Here is a 21062-nt window from a genome sequence, read left to right as displayed (position 1 = left end):
CCGTCACACCAGCCGCCTGATCTCTCCGCGCACCCGGTAGAAGCCACCCGGGGCGGAGTGCAGGGCATCCACCACATAGCGGGCGCCGGGCTGGCGGATCGCGCGGGGGAACTGGACGTTCCAGCCCGGCTCATAGCCTTCGGAGACGACACGCACGCGCACGCGGCCGCCCTGCTCGAAGCACTCCACGACGACTCCGCTCCCCGCCGCCGGGACGACGCTGACCGTGGCGACGGAGGCGGCCGTGGTCAGGGGCGCGTACGTCGGCAGGGCGGCCGCCAGCTTGATGTCGGCGGCGACCGGGACGGTGCCCGACTGCGCGGCGGTGATCGCGGCCTCGCTCGCGTCGATGCAGGCGAGCGAGCCGTCGGTGGAGACGGTGTAGAGCCGTCCGTCGTGGTACTGCATGGAGAGCGCCGAGCCGCCGCCCGTGCCGAGCTTCCACAACCGTGTGCCGTCGGCGGTGAAGCAGTAGACGGAGGAGGCGGAGTCGCCCGCGAAGACGTACCGCCCGCCGGGGGACGTGGCGCACGAGTACACCGCGGCGTCGCACGGGTAGGAGGCCTCGACGAGACCGGTGGACTTGGCGAGCCGCTGGACGACCCGCCGCCCCGTCCCGGCGTAGACCGCGTCCTGCTCCTGCCAGCCGAAGAGCACATTGCCGCCGGTCGCGGTGTGCCAGAGCTGGCGGGTGCCGTCCGCCGCGTAGGCCGTCACACCGCTGCTGTGCCCGTGGTACACGGCGCGGTCGTCGGCCCGCACCATCCAGCCGTGCTCCCCGGACGAGTTGCGCGACCACTGGAGCTCGTCCTCGTGGTCGATGACCGTCAGACCGCCGTCGCGGTCCGAGACGTTCAGCACGCCCGCGTGGATGTCCAGCCAGAAGATGTCCACGTCGGCCGCGATGTCGTAGGCGGCGAACGGCACCTTCGCCGAGAGGTCGTACACCCGCCCGTCGTCACAGCCCGCGTAGATCCAGAAGTCGTCCGCCACCAGGCACTTCACCCCGTCGGGCAGGGAGTAGTGCGCCAGCACCTCGCCGTCGTGGCCCAGGTTGTACACGTCGCCGTCCTGGTTGCCGATCCAGCAGCGGTCCTCGTCGACATGGATGCCGAACGCGGAGGCGCCGGTACGGAACCGCCACAGCACCGGAGCGGTGGCCCGCGCCGTGGACGGGGCGGACGTCACCTGACGGCGCGTCACGGGCCGGGCCGCGCGCTGCCCCTGAACGGCGGGCGCATACCCCTTGCGCACCTTCTCGGCGATCTTCTTCGCCGCCGCTGCCCGCGCCTTCTCGACGGTCGGAAAGGTGGAGGTCTGACGCTGCCCGTCCACGCCGATCCGTCCGTACCGCACGGAGACGGTCGTCCCCTCGACGGTCACCTCGTAGAACTTGTGAGCGCTTCCGCTCTCCTGGGACAGCTCCAGATACGTCGTGTTCCCCGACTGTCGTGCCTGCGCAGCGGACACAGCACACCCCTCCCCAAGGTCTGGCCGAGCCGATACGGCCGATCTCCAGTGACTCCAAACTAGTGGCCACCACTGACAGCCGGCCGCTGCTCGGTGATCCAGCGGGCGGCGAGCAGTCCGGAGCCCGCGGTGAGGACGGCGGCGGCGACGACCGTGGCATCGAGGCCGAGGGTGTCGGCGAGGACACCGGCGACGAGGGCGCCGGCGGCATAGCCGATGTCGCGCCAGAAGCGGTACGTGCCAAGAGCGTTGGCGCGCCAGGCGGGGTGGGCGTGGTCGGAGACCGAGGCGATGAGGGCCGGGTAGACCAGGGCGGTGCCCAGGCCGAGGGCGACCGCGGAGAGGATCCCCGCGAGGAGCGGCCGGTCGAGCAGGACGAGTGCGAGGACGAACCCCGCGGCCTGGACGAGCATGCCGGTGACGATGAGGGGTTTGCGGCCGATGCGGTCGGCGAGGTGGCCGCTGGGGATCTGGCCGATGCCCCACAGGATGGGATAGAGGCCCTTGATCAGGCCGACGGCTGCGATGCCGAGGCCGTGGTCGGTGAACAGGAGCGGGAAGACACCCCAGGTGAGGCCGTCGTTGAGGTTGTTGACGAGACCGGCCTGACTGGCGCCGCGCAGGGAGCGGTCGCGCCAGGAGGTGCGTGCGAAGGTGGCCTTCAGGCCGGTGTCCTCGTCGGTGGGCAAGGGCCCCGCGTGGTGGGCGAGTTCGAGGGCGACATGGTCGGCCGTGTCCCGGACGACGAGGGACAGGCCGAGGCCCGCGACGACGAAGACGACGCCGATGAGCTCCGGTACGGGCCGCAGACCGTGGCTCGTGGCGAGGTAGCCGGTGAGCAGAGCGGTGACGCCGACGGCCGTGTACCCGGCGGCCTCGTTGAGGCCGGTGGCCAGTCCCCGGCGGGCGGGGCCGACGAGGTCGATCTTCATGTTGACCGTCATCGACCACGTCAGGCCCTGGTTCAGGCCGAGGAGGACATTGGCGGCGACGATCCAGCCCCACGACGGCGCCCAGGCGAGGACGAACGGCACCGGAACGCCGATCAGCCAGCCCGCCACCAGCAGTTGCTTACGGCAGAAGCGGGCGGTCAGCGCGCCCGCCGCGAGGTTGGTCAGGGCCTTGGTCAGTCCGAAGGCGATGATGAAGGAGAACACGGCGAGGTCGCTGGTGAGGCCGAAGGTCTCGGAGCCGATCAGTGGAACGGTGGTGCGCTCCAGGCCCACCAGACCGCCCACGGCGACATTCACGATCACCAGCAGCGTGAACTGGGGCCAGTTCTCGCGCAGACCGAGGCGTACGGGGCGGCCCGGGGTGCCGGCCGGGGCGCTGGGCGCGGGGACGGCCTTCACGGGTGGGTGCCCTCCGGGCCCTGGACGAGTTCCTGTCCGTGCGCGGCGGCGTAGTCGGCGGGTCCGCCGTCGAGCACCGCGACGTCGGTGTGACCGGCGCGTTCCAGCAGGCTGGCGGCGGTCATGGCGCGCTCGCCGTGTCCGCAGGCCACGACCGCGCCGACGGGAGCGGCCGCGGACGCCTCGGCGAGGGTGCCGAGTTCGATGTGGATCGAGCCGGGGACATGCCCGGCGGCGAACTCGGACTCCTGGCGCACATCGACGTAGGAACGGCCGTGCGTGCGGTCGGCGGGGAGGAACGCGGTGGTCGCCTGCCGGTGCCCGGCGGCCGTCCAGGCGGGCATGCCGCCCGCGAGACGGCCGGCGAGGCGTTCGTATCCGATCTTGTACGCCTGCCAGACGATGTCGTCCGGATCCTGTGCGTCGGCGGTGACGAAGGCGAGCGGGGCGGTGTCGGGCAGCAGCCAGCCCAGCCAGGTACCGAACTGGCCGCGCAGCGGAATCGCCACGGAGCCGGGGATGTGTCCGGCGGCGTAGTCCGCGGCGGGGCGTGCGTCGACGACATGGCCGCCGTCGGCCATGAGGGCGCGGACCTGTTCGGCGGTGAGGTCCGGCAGCCGTGGCGTGCCGGACAGGAGGCCGGGTCCGCGCCGGTTGGCCTCGGCGAGGCGGTCGAAGTAGGCGGGGTAGGTGCCGGGGCCGGTGACGAGCCGCCGTACGAACGTGTCCTCGTCGGCTGCCGCGAGCAGGGGGTTGTCCCGCTTCTGGGCGCCGATCGTGGAGGTGCGCTCGGTCCCGGGCGGGGCGGAGCAGAACGAGCCGGCGCCGTGGGTGGGCCACACCGCAGTGTCGTCCGGCAGCGCGGTCAGGCGCCGGAGCGAGTGGAACTGGGCGCGGGCGAGTTCCTCGGTGCGGTCGGCGCCGAGCAGGTCGGTGCGGGCGGCGGAGTTCACGATCAGCGAGCCGCCGGTGAACACGCCGAGTGCGCGGCCGTCGTCGAGGAGCAGGAAGGCGAGGTGCTCGTCGGTGTGCCCCGGCGTGGCCAGCGCGCGCAGCGTCAGTCCGCCGAGGTCGGCCTCCTCGCCGTCGGTCAGGCCCCGGTGATCGAAGGAACGGTGCCCGGCGGCGGAGGCGAGGATCGCGGCGCCGTGGTCGTGGCCGAGCTGGACGGCGCCGGAGAGGAAGTCGGCGTGCAGGTGCGTGTCGGCCGCGTACGCCACGGTCAGACCACGCCGCCCGGCCGCCGTGTGCAGGGCTCGCAGGTCACGGCCGGCGTCCACGGCGAGCGCGCGGCCGTCGCCCAGGTCCACGAGGTAGGCGCTGTTGCCCAGCCCGTGGTCGACCAGCGGAATCAGATGATCGTCGGCGAATCCCATCGTGCTGTCCTTCCCGGAGGATGCGCCGGGCGGGGAGCGTCACCGCCGCGCTTCAGTTACAGTAATCCATAGATATTTGGAGGAAGCAATGCGGGACGCCACCACGAGCGGCGGCAAGGCCGCCCTCTACGACGCGTTCGCGGCCAGCGGCAAGGCCCTGGCCAGTGGAAAGCGCCTGGAACTGCTCGATCTGCTCGCTCAGGGCGAGCGCACCGTCGACGCCCTCTCGAAGGCCGCCGGGCTGAACCTGACCACCGCCTCGGCCCACTTGCAGACGCTCAAGCAGGCCGGTCTCGTCGCCACCCGCCGCGAGGGCGTCCGGATCCACTACCGGCTCGCCGGTGACGACGTCGCCCGGCTCTTCGCGCTGCTGCGCAAGGTCGCCGAGCACCACCAGGCCGCCGTCCCCGCCGCCCGCGACGCCTACCTCGGCGAGGACGGCGCCACCGAGGTCACCCACGAGGAGCTCCTGGCCCGGGTCGGGGCCGGCGACGTGGTGGTGCTCGATGTGCGGCCGCTGGAGGAGTACCTCGCCGGCCACATCCCCGGCGCGGTCTCCCTCCCCGTCGCGGAACTGGCCGACCGGATCGGCGAACTGGCCGAGGACACGGAGGTCGTCGTCTACTGCCGCGGCGAGTACTGCGCCCTCGCCTACGACGCCGTACGCCTCCTCGCCGAGCACGGACGGCGGGCGGTCCGGCTCAACGACGGCATGCTCGAATGGCGCCTCGCGGACCTGCCGGTGCAGGTCGGGCGCTGACCGGGCTCGTGCGCAAACGGCATGACCCGCCGGTCGCGCCCCCGGCGGGTCATGTGCTGTTCCTGCGGGCTCAGACGGCTGCCACGGAAACCTTCCGGGCGGCGGGCTCGGGTTCGAGGACGCGTTCCGCCAGATGTCCGAAGAGCACGCCGAACGCCGTCCACAGCACCGCCTGGATGCCGATGGAGGCGAGGCGGAACTCCCACAGGTCCGTCGCCGGGAAACCCTCGGGCACGTTCTCGCCGGAGGGGAGGAAGACCATCGCGACGGTCATCACCGCCAGGAAGGCTCCGCCCGCGACGACGGAGGCGTTCCAGTTGCCCAGTTGCGGTGCGATCCGGCGGCCGAGCAGCACCGCCGCGATCGTCAGCAGCACGCTGAGCGCGATCATCAGGAAGAACAGCGCGGTCCGTTTGTCGATGGTGTCGGGGTTGCCCACGGCGGGCGGGCTGGCCGGGTACTTCAGCATCGGCACCAGGTACCCGGCCCCGAACGCGCCGAGCGCGGTCAGCGCGGCGGTGGCGCGCGCCCCGAACCGGCCGATGCGGCCCAGCGCGAAGCAGAACGCCAGGGCGGCGATACCGCCGACCGCGATCCCGAAGACGAGGACACCCGTGGCCAGACCGGCCGTGGACTGCACGCTCCGGCTGACGAGTTCCTCCCCGCCGGCCTCGTGATGGGCGTTGCCGGACTCGAAGGCGATGGCCGCGTCGACCGGACCCTCGCCCACGAGGTACGCGAAGATCAGCGCCAGTGTCCCGGCGCCCAGCCCCGCGAGCATGCCGCGCACCAACAGGGCGCGCACGACAGTGGAGTTCATCGGTGCTCGCCCCGTCTCAGTGGCAGGGGAAGCCGAGCAGATGGCGGGCGTCGTGCACCCACTCATGAACGCCCTCACCGGACACGACGGCGGTGGCGCCCTGCTCGGCGCCGACGAAGTAGAGCAGGACGAGCATCAGGACGCCGAAGAACACCGCCCACGGGGCGATGGCCCGCAGCGGCAGTGGCGTGAGGGTCTGGGTGGTGGAAGTGGGGGTGGGGGCAGCGGTGGACTGCGCCATGGCGAGACCTCCTCGGGAACACGCGTCCCGCATCGTGTGGAGCACTCGACGACGGCTTGGGTCTGACTCACCACCACCTCACGGGGAGGGGCGGCACACAGTGGCGCGACCGTGCCGGACTTGCACCGGACTTCCGTGGCGCCGTCGTCCTGTCGCCCAGATGGTAGGGGCAATACGGGTTCCGGCCAACATGGCGTACGCCACCCTACGATGGGCGGCCGACGCCGGGACCTGCCGCGAAGGGGATGCCATGACCGTCCGATTGACGCTGGTGTGCGCCGCCGCGCCCGCGACGGACACGGTGCGTTTCGCCGATGCCGTGCCCGACGACAGGGCGCTGGAGCGGGCGCGCCGGATGGCCGGGACGCTGCCCTCGGCCGGCGACCGGTACACGGCGCCGTCGCTGCGGTGCCGCCGCACGGCCACGGCGCTGGGGTGGGAAGCCGTGGCCGTCGAACCCGAACTGCGCGACCTGGACATGGGCCGCTGGCGGGACCGCACCCTGGACCGGGTCGCGGCCGACGAGCCGGACGGATTCGCCGCCTGGCTGACCGACCCGCACGCGTCTCCGCACGGCGGCGAGTCCGTCGCCGGGTTGTGCGCACGGGTCGCCGCCTGGGCCGACGCGCTGCCGCCGGACACGGGGCGGATGGTGGCCGTGGTCGAGCAGGCGGCGGCCCGCGCGGCGATCCTCCACGCGCTCTCCGCTCCCCTGCACTCCTTCTGGCGCGTGGACGTGCCCCCGCTCACCACCGTCCAGCTCACCGGACGGGCCGGGCGGTGGAACCTGCGGACGGGGGCGGCACCCGCCACGGCGCCGGACGACGGCCCCCGGTGACCGACGAGCGAACCGCCCGCGAGGGATCAGCTGTCGGCCCCGGCGGCGCGACGCCTCACCAGCCACCACGCGCCGCCACCCAGGGCGAGCAGCGCCACGGCCGCCACCCCGATGACCGTCCCTCGCGAGCTGCCTTCGTCCTCGTCGGCGGCAGTATCGGCGGCGGCGTCGGGAGTCTCGGCGGACGTCTCGGCGGGGGCGGATGACGCGGCGGCCGACGGCGTCGGGCTGGGGCCGATGGGTTCCGCACCCGGTGCCGCGGCCTTCAACTTCAGTACCGGCGCGGGCTGTTCGGACTCCACGCCACCGCCGGGCAGTTCGATCCACCGGGAGATCTCGCCGTCGCTGTAGGTCTCGACGGTCTTGAACGCGAGTTCCTTCGCGTCCGGCAGCTGCCGGACCTTCACCTTGTACTCGGCGTCCGTGCCGACGGCGAGCTTGGGGCCGCCCACGGTGTAACCGTCGTCCGTGGCCTTGAACTTCCAGCCCTTGGGCGCCGCCACGAGCGTGACATCACCCGGTGCGATACCCGCGGGCAGGACGACCCGCATCTCGGTGAAGCCCGCGCTGCCGGACTCGGCCTCCGAGACGAAGCCGAGGGTGACGTTCTCGGCCAGGGCCTGCGCGGTGTCGGACTCGACCTCCGCGTGGGCGGCGGCCGGGCCGGCCAGGGCGACGGTGGCCATCAGGGCGAGGGCGCCGACGACACCCGACCGTCGCGCGGTCCGTCCGAGGGCGTGCGTGAACGTGGGCATGGGGAGGGACATGGGGAACTCCTTGCTGATGCCGAGAGCCGGGCAGGCCGAAGCCAGGCCCGGGTGGGGGAAGGACCGGGACGTGCTCGTGTCCCGGTGGTCCCCTGCGCACCAGCGCGTGTTGCAGCGTGTGCGTCCGTGGGGTGGCCGGGTCGGCGAAGCGGCCGGGCAGCCGTGCGCCCGACGGCCTGCCGACATCCCCGGAGGGCAGGCGTGGCAGCACCCGGGCCAGCGCGGCGCCCGCGACCGCGCGCACGGTCCGGGCGGCCGCCGACGCCACGGTGACGGCCGTGTCGGCACGGTGCAGCAACCAGGCCGCGACAAGGGCGGCCAGCAGATGGGCGGCGGTCATGGCCGACCCGGCGTCGTGCCAGACCTGCCCGTCCCCCGTCGCCGTCCCGGGATGACCGACGTGCCCTTCATGACCGTACGACCCGTCCCCATGCCCGCCACCGGCCCGGCTCAGGGCCAGATGCAGCCCGCCCTGCGCCGCGAGCGTGCAGCCGATGACCACGGGCAAGGACAAGCGGCGGCCCGCCACGGGCCGCACCAGGACGAACTGGGCCGCGGCGAAGGCCGCCACGAGCCGCCAGGGCACCGCGCCCTCGGCGACCGCGTGGTGACCGAGCGCGGCGAGCACACTGCCGACGAGCGCGAACAGCCCGGCCCGCGCGCACGCCACGGCGCGATCCGGCCGCGGGCGGTCGCCCGAACCGTCGTACGCCCTCACGTGATCACCTGCCACGGTCGCCCATCGCCTTCCCCTACGGCAGAAGGTGAGGCGGTGTTCACCGCGAGGGTCGGGCTGTTCAGGCGCGCACCGGAACGGGCGCCTGCTTCACCCGGGCGACGGTCAGGACGTACAGGAGCAGGCCCCCGGTGGTGAGGGCGAAGCCCGCCCACACGCCACAAGGCACTGCTGGACAGCATCGAGGGACCGATCGTGCTGGTGGGGCACTCGTACGGCAGTGCGGTCATCTCCACTGCCGCCGTGGGAAATCCGAACGTGAAAGCACTGGTCTACCCGGCGGCGTTCGTACCGGACGGGGGGAGGCGCGCAGTCGCTGGTCGGGAAGTTCCCGGGCAGCACCGTGGGCGAGTCCCTGAAACCGGTGCCGCTGCCCGACGGACAGGTCGACCTCTACATCGACCCGCAGGTCTTCCACTCCCATTTCGCGGCCGACGTGTCGGCGGAGGAAGCCGCCCTCTACTCGATCACACAACGCCCGGCCACCGGCGCCGCCCTGGGCGAGCCCGCCAGCGGCGCAGGAGTTCATGGCCCAGCGCTCCTGCGCGAAGACCCAGGTGGTCGAGGGCGCTTCGCACATGGTGTTCGTCTCCCGGCCGGGCGCGACGGTGGCTCTCATCGAGACGGCCGTGCTCATGAAGTAGGGCCTGCGGATCCACGCCTTCTGGTACGTCATAGCCAATGTGGCCCAGGTGGTGCTGTGGGGAATTCTCACCCCCGACGTCGTCATCTTCCACATCGGGCTGCGGATCAACCGGCTGCGAGCGTTCTCCAGTTGGCTGCCGGCCTTCATGTCGATGCCGCGCATGCTGCGCGAGCTGTCACAGGAAAAGAGCAGTGGACTTCTCGGCTACAAGGTCCTCTACGGCGGCCTCCGAGACTTCTACGTCGTCCAGTACTGGTCCGACAAGGAACGGCTCCTCGGGGGGGGAGGGCCAGGTGGGCATCTGGCACGAGACGTTCCTCGTCCCGGCGGGCTCCTACGAATCGGTGTACGTCGACATGCCCGCCTACGGCCTCGCCGCCGCGACGGGCGTCGTACCGGTCGGCCGGCGCGGCGACTCGGCGGCCGAGCGCCTCCGGGCGGCCGAGAAGTAGCCGCCCGTTCCACGAGGACCACGCACACCGAACCGCCCCCGAGTACCGGAGTCAGCGCCCCTTCTTCTCGGCAGGCTCCAGAATCGCCACGCACTCCACGTGATGCGTCATCGGGAACAGATCGAACACCCGCAACGTCCGCACCCGGTACCCCCCGTCCCGGAAGTACCCCAGATCCCGGGCCAGGGCCGCCGGGTCGCAGGCGACGTACGCGATGCGGCGGGCGCCCAGGGACGACAGGTGCTCGACCGTCTTGCGGCCCGCGCCCGCCCGGGGCGGGTCCAGGACGACGAGGTCGACCTCGGTGATGCCCGTCCGCGGCAACACCGCCTCGACCTTGCCCTGTTCGATGCGCACCCGGTCGAAGTCGGCGAGGTTGTGCCGGGCGTCCTCCACCGCGCGCTTGCCGGACTCGATGCCGAGGACCGCGCCCTGGTCGCCGAGGCGGTCGGCGAGGGCGCCCGCGAACAGGCCCACGCCGCAGTAGAGGTCGAGTGCCATCTCGCCCTTGCGCGGCAGCAGCCCCTGCATCACGGCCGTCACCAGCGTGTCCGCCGCCTTCGGGTGCACCTGCCAGAAGCCGCCGCTGCCGACCCGGTGGGTGCGGCCGTCGGCGCGTTCGCGGACGAAGGGGCGGCCGTGGACCCGGTGGATCCCGCCGTCCTTCTCCTCGACCCGCATCACCGACACCGGCTTGTCCAGCTCCACGATCGGCAGCCGGGCGCCCGGCCGGGGCGTGAGGATCACCTGGCGGTCCTGCGAGCCGGTCGCCGCGATGGCCTCGATCGACTCCATCCCGGACCAGTCCCGCTGCTCGATGCCGAGCTCGCTGACGCCCTCGGCCGCGATCATGCAGTGCTCGACCGGCTCGACCTCGTGCGAGCGGTGTCGGCGCAGACCCGCCCGGCCGGTGTCGGGGTCCACCGCGTACTGCACGCGCGTGCGCCACTGCGGCACCTCCCCCGCCGGCAGCTTGTCGCCCTCGGCGGGCATCACCGTGCCGTCCCAGCCGGCCTCCTCGGGCGTCAGCCCGGCCAGCCGCGCGAGCTGCTCGGCGACGACCTCGCCCTTCATCCTGCGCTGCGCGCCCGGCTTGGCGTGCTGCCAGTCGCAGCCGCCGCAGCGGCCCGGACCGGCGTAGGGACACGGCGCCTCGATGCGGTCCTTGGACGCCGACAGCACCTCCACCGCGTCCGCGCGCAGGAAGCGGGCGCCCTCCTCGCCCTCGGTGACCCGGGCGACGACCCGCTCACCGGGCAGCGTGTGCCGGACGAAGAGCACCTGGCCTTCGTCGGTGCGGGCAATACAGTGGCCGCCGTGCGCAACGGGCCCGACCTCGACCTCGTACTCCCGCCCGACGAGCGACCCCACCTGCGAGTTCTTCGGTTCTGCCTGCATGGCGGGGTGACTCCAGATACGTGAGGAAGGAACTACGGGACAACAGACCGACGGGCCCGACAACAGCCCACCAGTCTACGACTGCTTCGAGGAGTCCTTCGTCCGCTCCACCGCCGGGCCACGCCGCACGGAACCCGGCGCGTTCCACTCCTGCCGCCTGCGGGCCCGCTTCTTGGCGACCTCGGAGGACTGGAGCTGGTAGGGCACCGACGTCACCATGACACCCGGCGTGAACAGCAGCCGGCCCTTCAGGCGCAGGGCGCTCTGGTTGTGCAGCAGATGCTCGTACCAGTGGCCCACGACGTACTCGGGGATGATCACGGACACGGCGTCGCGCGGCGACTCCCGGCGCAGGTTCTTGACGTACTCGATGACCGGCCGGGTGATCTCGCGGTACGGCGAGTCCAGGACCTTCAGCGGTACGTCGATGCCGCGTCGCTCCCACTCGGCCTTGAGCGCCTTGGTCTCGGCCGGGTCGACGTTGACGCTGAGCGCCTCCAGGGTGTCCGTGCGCATCAGCTTGGCGTAGGCGAGGGCGCGCAGCGTGGGGCGGTGGATCTTGGAGACCAGGACCAGGGAGTGCACCCGGGAGGGGCGCACGCTGTCGTCGCTCGGGCCCTCGGGCGCGGCGATCTCCTCGGAGACCCGGTCGTAGTGCTTCCGGATCGCGCTCATGGTCACGTAGAAGATCACCATGCCGAGCAGGGCGACCCAGGCGCCGTGCGTGAACTTGGTGACCAGGACGACGACGAGCACCAGGCCGGTGAAGAAGGCGCCGAAGGTGTTGATCGCGCGGGAGCGGACCATGTGGCGGCGCTTGGCCTGGTCGGTCTCGGTACGCAGGTGCCGGTTCCAGTGCCGGACCATGCCGATCTGGCTGAGCGTGAAGGAGACGAAGACACCGACGATGTACAGCTGGATCAGCCGCGTGGAGTCGGCCCCGTAGATCCACACCAGCAGGGCGGCGGCGCCGGCCAGCAGCACGATGCCGTTGGAAAAGGCGAGCCGGTCGCCGCGGGTGTGCAGCTGGCGCGGCAGGTAGCGGTCCTGGGCGAGGATCGAGCCGAGCAGCGGGAAGCCGTTGTACGCGGTGTTGGCCGCGAGGAAGAGGACCAGGGCGGTGGCGGCGGCGAGCAGGATGAAGAAGAACGTGCCGTCCCCGAAGACGGCGGCCGCGACCTGTGAGATCACCGGGTCCTGGACGTAGTCCTCACCGACGGGCACGCCGTTGTGGACGAGGTCCTTGGCCGGGTTCTCCGCCATGTGCACATCGGTGGCCATGGCGAGCCCGATGATGCCGCAGAACATGGTGACCGCGAGGCCGCCCATGAGGGCGAGCGTGGTCGCCGCGTTCCGGGACTTGGGCTTGCGAAAGGCGGGGACGCCGTTGCTGATCGCCTCGACGCCGGTGAGCGCCGCGCAGCCGGAGGAGAAGGCGCGCAGCAGCAGGAAGACCAGGGCGAAGCCGGCCAGGCCCTCGTGCTCGGGCTTGATCTCGTAGTCCGCGGTCGGGGCGGCCATCGAGTCGTCCAGGACCAGGCCCTTGAACGCACCCCAGGTGATCATGATGAAGACACCGGCGACGAAGACGTACGTCGGGATCGCGAAGAGGCTGCCGGACTCCTTCACGCCGCGCAGGTTCATCAGCGTCAGCAGCACGATGATGGCTACGGCGCACAGCACCTTGTTCTCGACCACGAACGGCACGGCCGAACCGAGGTTCTCCACGCCGGAGGAGATGGACACGGCGACGGTCAGGACGTAGTCGACGAGCAGCGCGCTGGCCACGGTGAGGCCCGCCTTGGGGCCGAGGTTGGTGTTGGCGACCTCGTAGTCGCCGCCGCCGCTCGGGTAGGCGTGCACGTTCTGCCGGTAGGAGGCGACCACCGTGAACATCAGGACCACGACCGCGAGCGCGATCCAGGGGCTGAAGTGGTAGGCCGACACACCCGCGATGGACAGGACCAGCAGGACCTCGCCGGGCGCGTACGCCACAGAGGACAGCGGGTCGGATGCGAAGACGGGGAGTGCGATGCGCTTCGGCAGGAGCGTTTCCCCGAGCCGATCACTGCGCAGAGCGCGCCCGATCAGAATCCGTTTGGGCACGTCGGTCAGTTTGGACACAACAGAGGATCGTAGGCGTTCGAACGGGCTGCCGCCCACCCGCCACCCCAGTTCCGCCGGTCCCCTGCCCTCCGGGTGAAATCGAGGGCGTCGCGGCTGCGGATTCCGCGGCTCCCGGCATCGCCATGCCTATATGACAAAACCCGCCCGTTTTCCCGGCCGTTGCCGCTCCAGGAGGTCCCATGGCCACCACCGCCCAGCTGATCGGCGCCGCCGCCGCACTCGTCGGCCTCGGAATCCTGACCCTGGCCAGCGTCCGCAGCATCAGCCGCCGCTGATCGACCCGATCGCGCGGCAACCGTGCACAGGGGTGCCTACGTCCTAGTGCGCGTGTGTAGCTTGGGCGTCGATCTGAGACCCTGATCTCGCCGAGCAGTATCTCTTGACATCTGGAAGGACGGTCGTGCACATCGTCATCATGGGCTGCGGAAGAGTGGGTTCCGCTCTCGCCCAGACCCTGGAACAACAGGGGCACACGGTCGCTGTGATCGATCAGGACCCCACCGCCTTCCGCCGACTCGGCCCCGGTTTCGGCGGCCGCCGGGTCACCGGTATCGGCTTCGACCAGGACACCCTGCGCGAGGCGGGCATCGAGGAGGCCGGCGCCTTCGCCGCCGTCTCCAGCGGCGACAACTCCAACATCATCTCCGCGCGCGTGGCCCGCGAGATGTTCGGCGTGGAGAACGTCGCGGCCCGTATCTACGACCCCCGCCGCGCCGAGGTCTATCAGCGCCTCGGCATCCCCACGGTCGCGACCGTGCGGTGGACCGCCGACCAGATGCTGCGCCGGCTGCTCCCCTCGGGCGCCGAGCCGCTGTGGCGCGACCCCACCGGTGGTGTCCAGCTCGCCGAGGTGCACACCGCCACGTCCTGGGTGGGTCACAAGATCAGCAGGCTCCAGGAGGAGACGGGCGTCCGGGTGGCGTTCCTGACCCGGCTCGGCGAGGCCATCCTGCCCAGCTCGCAGACGGTGTTGCAGGAGGGCGACCTGGTGCACGTGATGATGCGCACCGATGAGGTCGACAAGGTCGAGGCGGCGTTCGCCCAGGGTCCCGAAGAGGAGGGCGGTCACTGATGAGGGTCGCCATTGCCGGTGCCGGCGCCGTCGGCCGCTCGATCGCGGGCGAGCTGCTGGAGAACGGCCACGAGGTCCTGCTCATCGACAAGGCGCCGACCGCGATCTCGGTCGAGCGCGTCCCGCAGGCGGAGTGGCTGCTCGCCGACGCCTGCGAGATCACATCCCTGGACGAGGCGGCGCTCCAGCGCTGCAACGTGGTGATCGCCGCGACCGGCGACGACAAGGTGAACCTGGTCGTCTCCCTGCTGGCGAAGACGGAGTACGGCGTCCCGCGCGTCGTCGCCCGCGTCAACAACCCCAAGAACGAATGGCTCTTCAACGAGTCCTGGGGCGTCGACGTCGCCGTCTCCACCCCGCGTCTGATGTCCGCCCTGGTCGAGGAGGCGGTGAGCGTCGGCGACCTGGTCCGGCTGCTGCGCTTCAGCCATGGCGACGCCAACCTGGTCGAGCTGACCCTGCCCGAGGAGTCGGCCCTGGCCGGCACCCAGGTCGGCGATGTGGAGTGGCCGCAGGACACCTCGCTGGTCACGATCATCCGGGGCACCCGGGTACTCACCCCGACCCGCGACGACTCCCTGGAGGCGGGCGACGAGCTGCTGTTCGTGGCCGCGCAGGCCCGCGAGGAACAGCTGGAGGACCTGCTCTCGGTGCGCCGCGAGGACACCGCGAGCTGAGACACCACGCACGAAGAAGGGCGCCCCGGGAGATCCCGGGGCGCCCTTCTTCGTGCGTGGTTCAGTTCGCCGAACGGGCCTCGGCCTGCCGCTCCTTCTCCGCCTTCTCGGCCGCCTCCATCTCCGCGAACACATCGATCGGAGCGGGTGCCTTGGCGAGGAAGACCCAGGTCAGCCAGACGGCGAGCAGGAACGGCGGAATCTTGAGGGCGACCAGGACCCAGCCCAACTGGGTGGTGTCCGCCCACCAGTAGAGGGGGAAGAGGATCGCGCACTTGGCGAGCAGGATCGTGCCCCAGGCGTAACTCGCCTTGGCGTACGCCTTCTTGCGGCCGGGGTTGCGCTTGCGCCAGGAGAGGTTCTCCTTGAACACCGGGCCGAGGATCAGACCGATCAGCGGGACCCCGCACAGCGTGGTGATGATGTACGCGAGCCCGAGGCCCAGCGTGTAGAGCATGCCCGGCAGATAGAAGTCCTTGGCGTTGCCCGTCATCATCGCGAAGACCACACCGAAGGCGACGCCGAAGACACCGCTGAAGGCGTGCTTGACGGTGTCCTTCATCACGAGCCGGACCACGACCAGGACCAGCGACACCGCGAGCGCGGCGATCGCGGACATGTGCAGGTCCTTGTTGATCGTGTAGATGGTGACGAAGAGCAGTCCGGGCAGCACCGTCTCGACCATGCCGCGCATGCCGCCGAAGGCCTCGAACAGGGCGGCCTCGGTCACCGCCCGGGCGTCTGCCGCGGCGTCTGCGGTGGTGTCTTCGGTCGGCTTGTCGAGCGACGTCACCGGCTACTCCCGTCCGAGGGGTCTCAGTTCGTATTTCGGGTTGAACAGCACGCGGCGGCCCCGGCTCATCGAGATCCGGCCCGATGCGATCAGTCGGCGCCCCGGCTCTATCCCCACGATGGAGCGTCTGCCGAGCCACACCACGTCCAGCGCGGCGGAGCCGTCGAACAGCTCGGCCTCCAGGGCCGGGACCCCGGCACGCGGCCGCAGGGTGACCGTGCGCAAGGTACCAGTAACGGTGACTATCTGTCGGTCGTGGCAGTCACCGATGCGGATACAGCCGGCCGTCTCGGCGTCCTCTCGCAGCTCCTCGGACTCCAGGTCCTCCTGCGACGAGGAGAGCCGGTCGAGCATGCGCCGGAACCGGCCCACCGGCTTCTCGGAACGAGGAAGAGAACTCATGTCTGAAGCGTACCGGGGCGCACCGAGACGTACGTACCCGCGGGCCCGGGGCTCCAACCAAGGGTGAGCATGGTTCGACTTGCCTAAAGCTTTTAGGTAAATACATAATCACTTTCGGTAGGCGATGGGCAGGCGATCCGCACACGATCGGTGGACGAAAGGAAGGCGGGCATGGCGCGCGCAGGACTCACCCCGGAGCTGCTCACCCGCGCCGGGGCGGAGCTGGCCGACGAGGTCGGCTTCGAGCAGGTGACCGTCTCGGCGCTGGCCCGCCGGTTCGACGTCAAGGTCGCGAGCCTGTACTCGCATCTGAAGAACTCCCACGACCTCAAGACCCGGATCGCCCTGCTGGCCCTGGCGGAGCTGGCCGACCGGGCCGCCGACGCGCTGGCGGGCCGGGCCGGCAAGGACGCGCTGACCGCGTTCGCCGACGTCTACCGCGACTACGCCCGCACCCACCCCGGCCGCTACACCGCGGCCCGCTTCCGCCTGGAGCCCGAGACTGCGGCGAGGAGCGCGGGAGTACGGCACGCCCAGATGACCCGCGCGATCCTGCGCGGCTACGACCTGGCCGAGCCGGACCAGACACATGCCGTCCGCCTCCTGGGCAGCGTCTTCCACGGCTATGTCGACCTGGAGCTGGCGGGCGGCTTCAGCCACAGCTCCCCCGACAGCGAGGAGTCCTGGTCCCGGATCCTGGACGCCCTCGACGCCACGCTCCGCAACTGGCCCTCAGTCTGAAAGCCCTCCCATGCACACCGCACCCCTCACCGCCGGCCTCGTCCGCGGCGCCCTGGACCTGGAACCCACCGAGCACGGCCTGCTCCCGCACCGGCTCCCCGCCAGGGCCCGCGCCCAGTGCGCCGACCCCCAGCTCGCCATGGCCGAGTCCCAGCCCTCCGGCGTACGGCTGGCCTTCCGCACCCGCGCCACCACCGTCGAGCTGGACACCCGGCCCACGAAGCGGTCGTACGTCGGACTCCCGCCGCGTCCGGACGGGGTGTACGACCTGCTCGTCGACGGCGCCCTGACCGAGCAGGCGGTGGCGAACGGCGGCGACACCCTCGTCGTCGACCTGGCCACCGGCGGCCAGGAGCGCCGCCCCGGCCCGGTCGCCACCCTGCGTTTCACCGGGCTGCCCGCCCGGGAGAAGGACGTGGAGATCTGGCTGCCGCACAACGAGACCACCGAACTCCTCGCCCTGCGCGCCGACGCCCCCGTCGAGTCCCTGCCCGACCGCGGCCGCCGGGTGTGGCTGCACCACGGCAGCTCCATCAGCCACGGCTCGGACGCGGCGAGCCCCACCGGCATCTGGCCGGCGCACGCGGCGGTCCTGGCGGGCGTGGAACTGATCAACCTGGGCCTCGGCGGCAGCGCCCTGCTCGACCCCTTCACCGCCCGCGCGATGCGGGACACCCCGGCCGATCTGATCAGCGTCAAGATCGGCATCAACCTGGTGAACCTGGACCTGATGCGGCTGCGCGCCTTCACCCCGGCCGTCCACGGCTTCCTGGACACCCTCCGCGACGGCCACCCCGACACCCCGCTGCTGGTCGTCTCCCCCATCCTGTGCCCCATCCACGAGGACACACCGGGCCCGGGAGCCTTCGACCCCGAAGCCTTGGCCACCGGACGGCTGCGCTTCCAGGCGACCGGCGACCCGGCGGAGCGGGCGGCCGGAAAACTGACCCTCAGGGTGATCCGCGAGGAACTGTCCCGCATCGTGGCGCAACGCACCCCCGAGGACCCGAACCTGCGCTACCTCGACGGCCGCGACCTCTACGGCGAACAGGACCACGCCGAACTCCCGCTCCCCGACGACCTGCACCCGGACGCGGCCACGCATCACCGCATGGGCGCCAGGTTCGCGGAACTGGCCCTCGGGACCCCAAGGCCCTAGCGCTCGAACCGGTACCCCATCCCCGGCTCAGTGATGAAGTGCTTCGGATGCGAGGGATCCGCCTCCAGCTTCCGCCGCAACTGAGCCATGTACACCCGCAGATAGTTGGTCTCCGTGCCGTAGGACGGCCCCCAGACCTCCTGGAGCAACTGCTTCTGGCTGACCAGCCGCCCGGCATTGCGGACCAGCACCTCCAGCAGATGCCACTCGGTGGGCGTCAGCCGGACGTCCGTGCCGTCACGGTTGACCTTCTTCGCGGCCAGGTCGACGGTGAACGTCCCGGTCTCGACGACGACGTCCTCCTCACCGCCCCCGAGCGGCTCGGCACGCCGGACCGCCGCCCGCAGCCGGGCCAGCAGCTCGTCCATGCCGAAGGGCTTGGTGACGTAGTCGTCGGCGCCCGCGTCGAGGGCCTCGACCTTCTCGTCGGAGGAGTGGCGCGCGGACAGGACGAGGATCGGCACCCGGGTCCAGCCGCGCAGCCCCCGGATCACCTCGACACCGTCCATGTCCGGCAGCCCGAGGTCGAGGACGACGACGTCGGGGTGGCGTGCGGCGGCGAGCTGAAGGGCGGTGGCGCCGTCGTGCGCGGCGTCCACCTCGTACTTGCGGGCCTTGAGGTTGATCACTAGGGCGCGCACGATCTGCGGCTCGTCCTCGATCACGAGCACCCGGGTCATGTGGCCTGCCTTTCGGGTTCCGGAACTGTGGGGCGGAGGAGCGGTCCCGCGGCAGCGCGGAGCGTGAGGACCATCGTGAGCCCCCCGCCCGGGGTGTCCTCCGCGGTCAGCGTCCCGCCCATCGCCTCCGCGAACCCCCGGGCGACCGCGAGCCCCAGCCCCACTCCGGCGCCGCGCGGAGCGTCACCGTACCGCTGGAAGGGCGCGAAGATCCGCTCTTTGGCGTCGTCGGGGACGCCGGGCCCGCGGTCCACGACGCGCACCTCGACCCGGTCGGCGAGGGAGCTGGCGGAGACGAGGACGGGCGTGCCCGGCGGGCTGTACTTGACGGCGTTCTCCACGATGTTGGCGACCGAGCGCTCCAGCAGCCCGGGGTCGACGGCGACCATGGGCAGGGTCTCCGGGATGTCGAGTTCGACGCTGTCCTCGGGCACCCCGCCGAGGGCCATCGGCACCACCTCGTCGAGGTCGATCTCGCGGACGATCGCGCTGACCGTGCCGGTCTGCAGGCGGGACATGTCGAGGAGATTCCCGACCAGGTGGTCGAGGCGGTCCGCGCCCTCCTCGATCCCGGCCAGCAGCTCCGCCTCGTCCTCCTCGGACCACGCCACGTCGTCGGAGCGCAGGCTGCTCACGGCCGCCTTGATCCCGGCGAGCGGGGTGCGCAGGTCATGGCTTACGGCGGCCAGCAGCGCGGTGCGGATGCGGTTGCCCTCGGCGAGGGTTCGGGCCTGGTCGGCCTCCTCGCGGAGGCGGCGCCGGTCCAGGACCACGGCGGCCTGCGCGGCGAACGCGGCGAGCACCCGGCGGTCCTCGGCGGGCAGCACCCGGCCGGTCAGCGCGAGCGCCATGTGGTCCCCGGCCGGCATGTCCACGTCGGCGTCCTCGGGCCGTGTGACCGGCGGCCCCATTCCGACGCTGCCCGCGCAGGTCCACGGGTCGACATCGCTCGCCCGCTCCAGCAGGGCCGCCGACTCCATTCCGAAGGTCTCCCGGACCCGTTCCAGCAACGCCTCCAGGCTGGTCTCGCCGCGCAGCACGTCCCCGGCGAGGAAGGAGAGGATCTCCGACTCGGCGCGCAGCCGGGCCGCCTGATGGGTCCGGCGGGCGGCGACGTCGACCACCGAGGCGACCGAGACCGCTACGCCCACGAAGATGACCAGGGCGAGGATGTTCTTCGGGTCGGCAATGGTGAGCCGGCTGACCGGCGGGGTGAAGAACCAGTTCAGCAGCAGCGACCCGAACGCGGCCGAGGCCAGCGCGGGCAGCAGTCCGCCGATCAGCGCCGCCGCGACCGTCAGGGCCAGGAACAGCAGCATGTTGTTGGTGAGACCGAGGTCGGCGTCGACATGGGTCAGCAGCAGCGCGAGCAGCGCGGGGCCGCCGATCCCGGCCAGCCAGCCCCACACGATCCGGGACCGGCCGAGCCGGGCACCCCGGGCGACGGGCAGCCCGCGCCCCTTGGCCACCTCTTCGTGGGTGACGATGTGCACGTCGAGATCGGGCCCCGACTCCCGGGCGACGGTCGCGCCGACGCCCGGCCCGAAGACGTACTGCCAACTCTTGCGGCGCGAGGAGCCGAGCACGATCTGGGTGGCGTTCACCCCGCGCGCGAAGGCCAGCAGCGCCGCCGGTATGTCGTCCCCGACGACGTGGTGGAAGGTGCCGCCGAGATCCTCGACGAGGGTCCGCTGTACGGCGAGTTCCTTGGGCGAGGCCGCGGTCAGCCCGTCACTGCGGGCGATGTACACCGCGAGCACCTCACCCCCGGCACCCTTCTCCGCCAGCCGCGCCGCCCGCCGGATCAGCGTCCGCCCCTCCGGACCGCCGGTCAGCCCCACCACGATCCGCTCCCGCGAACCCCAGATCTTCTGCACCCGGTGCTCGCCGCGGTACTCGCGCAGGTACTCGTCGACCCGGTCGGCCACCCACAACAGCGCCAGCTCCCGCAGAGCCGTCAGATTGCCGGGCCGGAAGTAGTTGGACAGCGCCGCGTCGACCTTGTCCGGCTGATAGACGTTGCCGTGCGCCATCCGCCGCCGCAGCGCCTGCGGCGACATGTCGACCAGCTCGATCTGATCCGCCCGCCGCACCACCTCGTCCGGCACCGTCTCCTGCTGCCGCACCCCCGTGATCGACTCCACCATGTCCCCGAGGGACTCCAGATGCTGGATGTTCACGGTCGATATGACATCGATCCCGGCCGCCAGCAGCTCCTCGACATCCTGCCAGCGCTTGACGTTGCGGGAGCCGGGGACATTCGTATGGGCCAGCTCGTCGACCAGCGCCACCTGCGGGCGGCGGGCGAGAACGGCGTCCACGTCCATCTCGGTGAAGGCCGTGCCCCGGTACGCCAGCTCCCTGCGCGCGATCTGCTCCAGACCGTGCAGCATCACCTCGGTACGCGGCCGGTGATAGTGCTCGACGAAGGCGACGACGCAGTCGGTGCCCCGCTCGGCACGCCGGTGCGCCTCGGAGAGCATCGCGTACGTCTTGCCGACGCCGGGTGCCGCACCGAGGTAGATCCGAAGTCTGCCGCGTCCCACAGCGTCGAC

The 21062-nt window shown here is 71.5% G+C and carries 19 protein-coding genes and 1 pseudogene; 7 read left to right on the top strand and 13 right to left on the bottom strand.

All coding sequences use genetic code 11. The features are described from left to right. Positions 1 to 3: 3 nt before the first annotated feature. From STRCI_RS30330 to STRCI_RS30320, 3 genes are read right to left on the bottom strand one after another with little or no spacing between them, the layout of a single operon-like run. Entirely contained in the window at positions 4 to 1470 is a 1467-nt protein-coding gene (locus STRCI_RS30330; RefSeq protein ID WP_269662123.1) for a WGR domain-containing protein, read from the bottom strand. 59 nt (positions 1471 to 1529) lie between these two features. Beyond that, positions 1530 to 2822 carry an MFS transporter gene (locus tag STRCI_RS30325; RefSeq protein ID WP_269662122.1) on the bottom strand — a complete coding sequence of 431 codons (1293 nt, stop codon included), beginning with the start codon at positions 2820 to 2822 and terminating at the stop codon, positions 1530 to 1532. Beyond that, on the bottom strand, positions 2819 to 4198 hold the full coding sequence (locus STRCI_RS30320; protein WP_269662121.1) for an MBL fold metallo-hydrolase: 1380 nt from the start codon (positions 4196 to 4198) through the stop codon (positions 2819 to 2821). Before STRCI_RS30320 ends, STRCI_RS30325 begins: the two co-directional genes overlap by 4 nt. Positions 4199 to 4286: 88 nt before the next feature. On the opposite strand from STRCI_RS30320, the gene STRCI_RS30315 reads away from it, so the two are divergent. Beyond that, positions 4287 to 4958, top strand: coding sequence for an ArsR/SmtB family transcription factor (locus tag STRCI_RS30315; RefSeq protein WP_269662120.1), 672 nt, complete (start codon positions 4287 to 4289; stop codon positions 4956 to 4958). Positions 4959 to 5028: 70 nt separating this feature from the next. Here the strand turns inward: STRCI_RS30315 and STRCI_RS30310 are convergent, their stop codons facing one another. Both STRCI_RS30310 and STRCI_RS30305 read right to left on the bottom strand, forming a co-directional pair. Continuing rightward, positions 5029 to 5778, bottom strand: coding sequence for a CbtA family protein (locus tag STRCI_RS30310; protein ID WP_269662119.1), 750 nt, complete (start codon positions 5776 to 5778; stop codon positions 5029 to 5031). A 16-nt stretch (positions 5779 to 5794) separates the two neighbouring features. Continuing rightward, positions 5795 to 6019, bottom strand: a complete 225-nt coding sequence (locus STRCI_RS30305; protein ID WP_269662118.1) for a CbtB domain-containing protein — start codon at positions 6017 to 6019, stop codon at positions 5795 to 5797. A 250-nt stretch (positions 6020 to 6269) separates the two neighbouring features. Here STRCI_RS30305 and STRCI_RS30300 point away from each other — a divergent pair, with 250 nt between their 5' ends. After that, positions 6270 to 6857, top strand: a complete 588-nt coding sequence (locus STRCI_RS30300) for a histidine phosphatase family protein (protein ID WP_269662117.1) — start codon at positions 6270 to 6272, stop codon at positions 6855 to 6857. A 26-nt stretch (positions 6858 to 6883) separates the two neighbouring features. Here STRCI_RS30300 and STRCI_RS30295 read toward each other — a convergent pair whose 3' ends face one another. Further along, entirely contained in the window at positions 6884 to 7624 is a 741-nt protein-coding gene (locus STRCI_RS30295) for a DUF1775 domain-containing protein (protein WP_269662116.1), read from the bottom strand. A 962-nt stretch (positions 7625 to 8586) separates the two neighbouring features. After that, positions 8587 to 9168 (bottom strand): hypothetical protein, encoded by a 582-nt coding sequence (locus STRCI_RS30290; RefSeq protein WP_269664807.1) that lies wholly within the window; start codon positions 9166 to 9168, stop codon positions 8587 to 8589. Between STRCI_RS30290 and STRCI_RS30285 the strand changes: the two are divergent. Then, positions 9053 to 9458 (top strand): annotated as a pseudogene (locus STRCI_RS30285) (DUF4188 domain-containing protein). The gene STRCI_RS30290 and the pseudogene STRCI_RS30285 sit on opposite strands and share 116 nt — an antisense overlap. Before the next feature lie 51 nt (positions 9459 to 9509). On the opposite strand, the gene STRCI_RS30280 reads toward STRCI_RS30285, so the two are convergent. Together STRCI_RS30280 and STRCI_RS30275 are read right to left on the bottom strand one after the other, a co-directional pair. After that, positions 9510 to 10856: a class I SAM-dependent RNA methyltransferase gene (locus STRCI_RS30280; RefSeq protein ID WP_269662115.1), complete on the bottom strand. Its 1347-nt coding sequence runs from the start codon at positions 10854 to 10856 to the stop codon at positions 9510 to 9512. 75 nt (positions 10857 to 10931) lie between these two features. After that, positions 10932 to 12980: an APC family permease gene (locus STRCI_RS30275; protein WP_269662114.1), complete on the bottom strand. Its 2049-nt coding sequence runs from the start codon at positions 12978 to 12980 to the stop codon at positions 10932 to 10934. 403 nt (positions 12981 to 13383) lie between these two features. Between STRCI_RS30275 and STRCI_RS30270 the strand changes: the two genes are divergently transcribed. Both STRCI_RS30270 and STRCI_RS30265 read left to right on the top strand, forming a co-directional pair. Further along, the gene (locus STRCI_RS30270; RefSeq protein ID WP_269662113.1) at positions 13384 to 14055 is read left to right on the top strand and encodes a potassium channel family protein; all 672 of its coding nucleotides are present in this window, start codon (positions 13384 to 13386) and stop codon (positions 14053 to 14055) included. Continuing rightward, a complete protein-coding gene (locus tag STRCI_RS30265; RefSeq protein WP_269662112.1) occupies positions 14055 to 14732 on the top strand; it encodes a potassium channel family protein in 678 nt (225 codons plus the stop codon). The genes STRCI_RS30270 and STRCI_RS30265 overlap by 1 nt, the downstream gene beginning before the upstream one ends. Positions 14733 to 14793: 61 nt before the next feature. Here STRCI_RS30265 and STRCI_RS30260 read toward each other — a convergent pair whose 3' ends face one another. Next, on the bottom strand, positions 14794 to 15525 hold the full coding sequence (locus STRCI_RS30260; protein WP_269662111.1) for a DUF3159 domain-containing protein: 732 nt from the start codon (positions 15523 to 15525) through the stop codon (positions 14794 to 14796). A gap of 3 nt (positions 15526 to 15528) precedes the next feature. Continuing rightward, complete coding sequence (locus STRCI_RS30255) at positions 15529 to 15927, bottom strand: OB-fold nucleic acid binding domain-containing protein (RefSeq protein ID WP_269662110.1); 399 nt, start codon at positions 15925 to 15927, stop codon at positions 15529 to 15531. Positions 15928 to 16098: 171 nt separating this feature from the next. Between STRCI_RS30255 and STRCI_RS30250 the strand changes: the two genes are divergently transcribed. Both STRCI_RS30250 and STRCI_RS30245 read left to right on the top strand, forming a co-directional pair. After that, complete coding sequence (locus STRCI_RS30250) at positions 16099 to 16668, top strand: TetR/AcrR family transcriptional regulator (RefSeq protein ID WP_269662109.1); 570 nt, start codon at positions 16099 to 16101, stop codon at positions 16666 to 16668. 10 nt (positions 16669 to 16678) lie between these two features. Then, positions 16679 to 17827 (top strand): SGNH/GDSL hydrolase family protein, encoded by a 1149-nt coding sequence (locus STRCI_RS30245; RefSeq protein ID WP_269662108.1) that lies wholly within the window; start codon positions 16679 to 16681, stop codon positions 17825 to 17827. Here the strand turns inward: STRCI_RS30245 and STRCI_RS30240 are convergent. After that, complete coding sequence (locus tag STRCI_RS30240) at positions 17824 to 18507, bottom strand: response regulator (RefSeq protein WP_269662107.1); 684 nt, start codon at positions 18505 to 18507, stop codon at positions 17824 to 17826. The genes STRCI_RS30245 and STRCI_RS30240 overlap by 4 nt on opposite strands. Continuing rightward, a complete protein-coding gene (locus tag STRCI_RS30235) occupies positions 18504 to 21053 on the bottom strand; it encodes a sensor histidine kinase (protein ID WP_269662106.1) in 2550 nt (849 codons plus the stop codon). The genes STRCI_RS30240 and STRCI_RS30235 overlap by 4 nt, the downstream gene beginning before the upstream one ends. Positions 21054 to 21062: the final 9 nt, after the last annotated feature.

Source organism: Streptomyces cinnabarinus (assembly GCF_027270315.1).
Lineage (GTDB): Bacteria > Actinomycetota > Actinomycetes > Streptomycetales > Streptomycetaceae > Streptomyces > Streptomyces cinnabarinus.
Note: the sequence above shows the minus strand (reverse complement) of the source record. Positions and strands in the feature narration are given on the sequence as shown.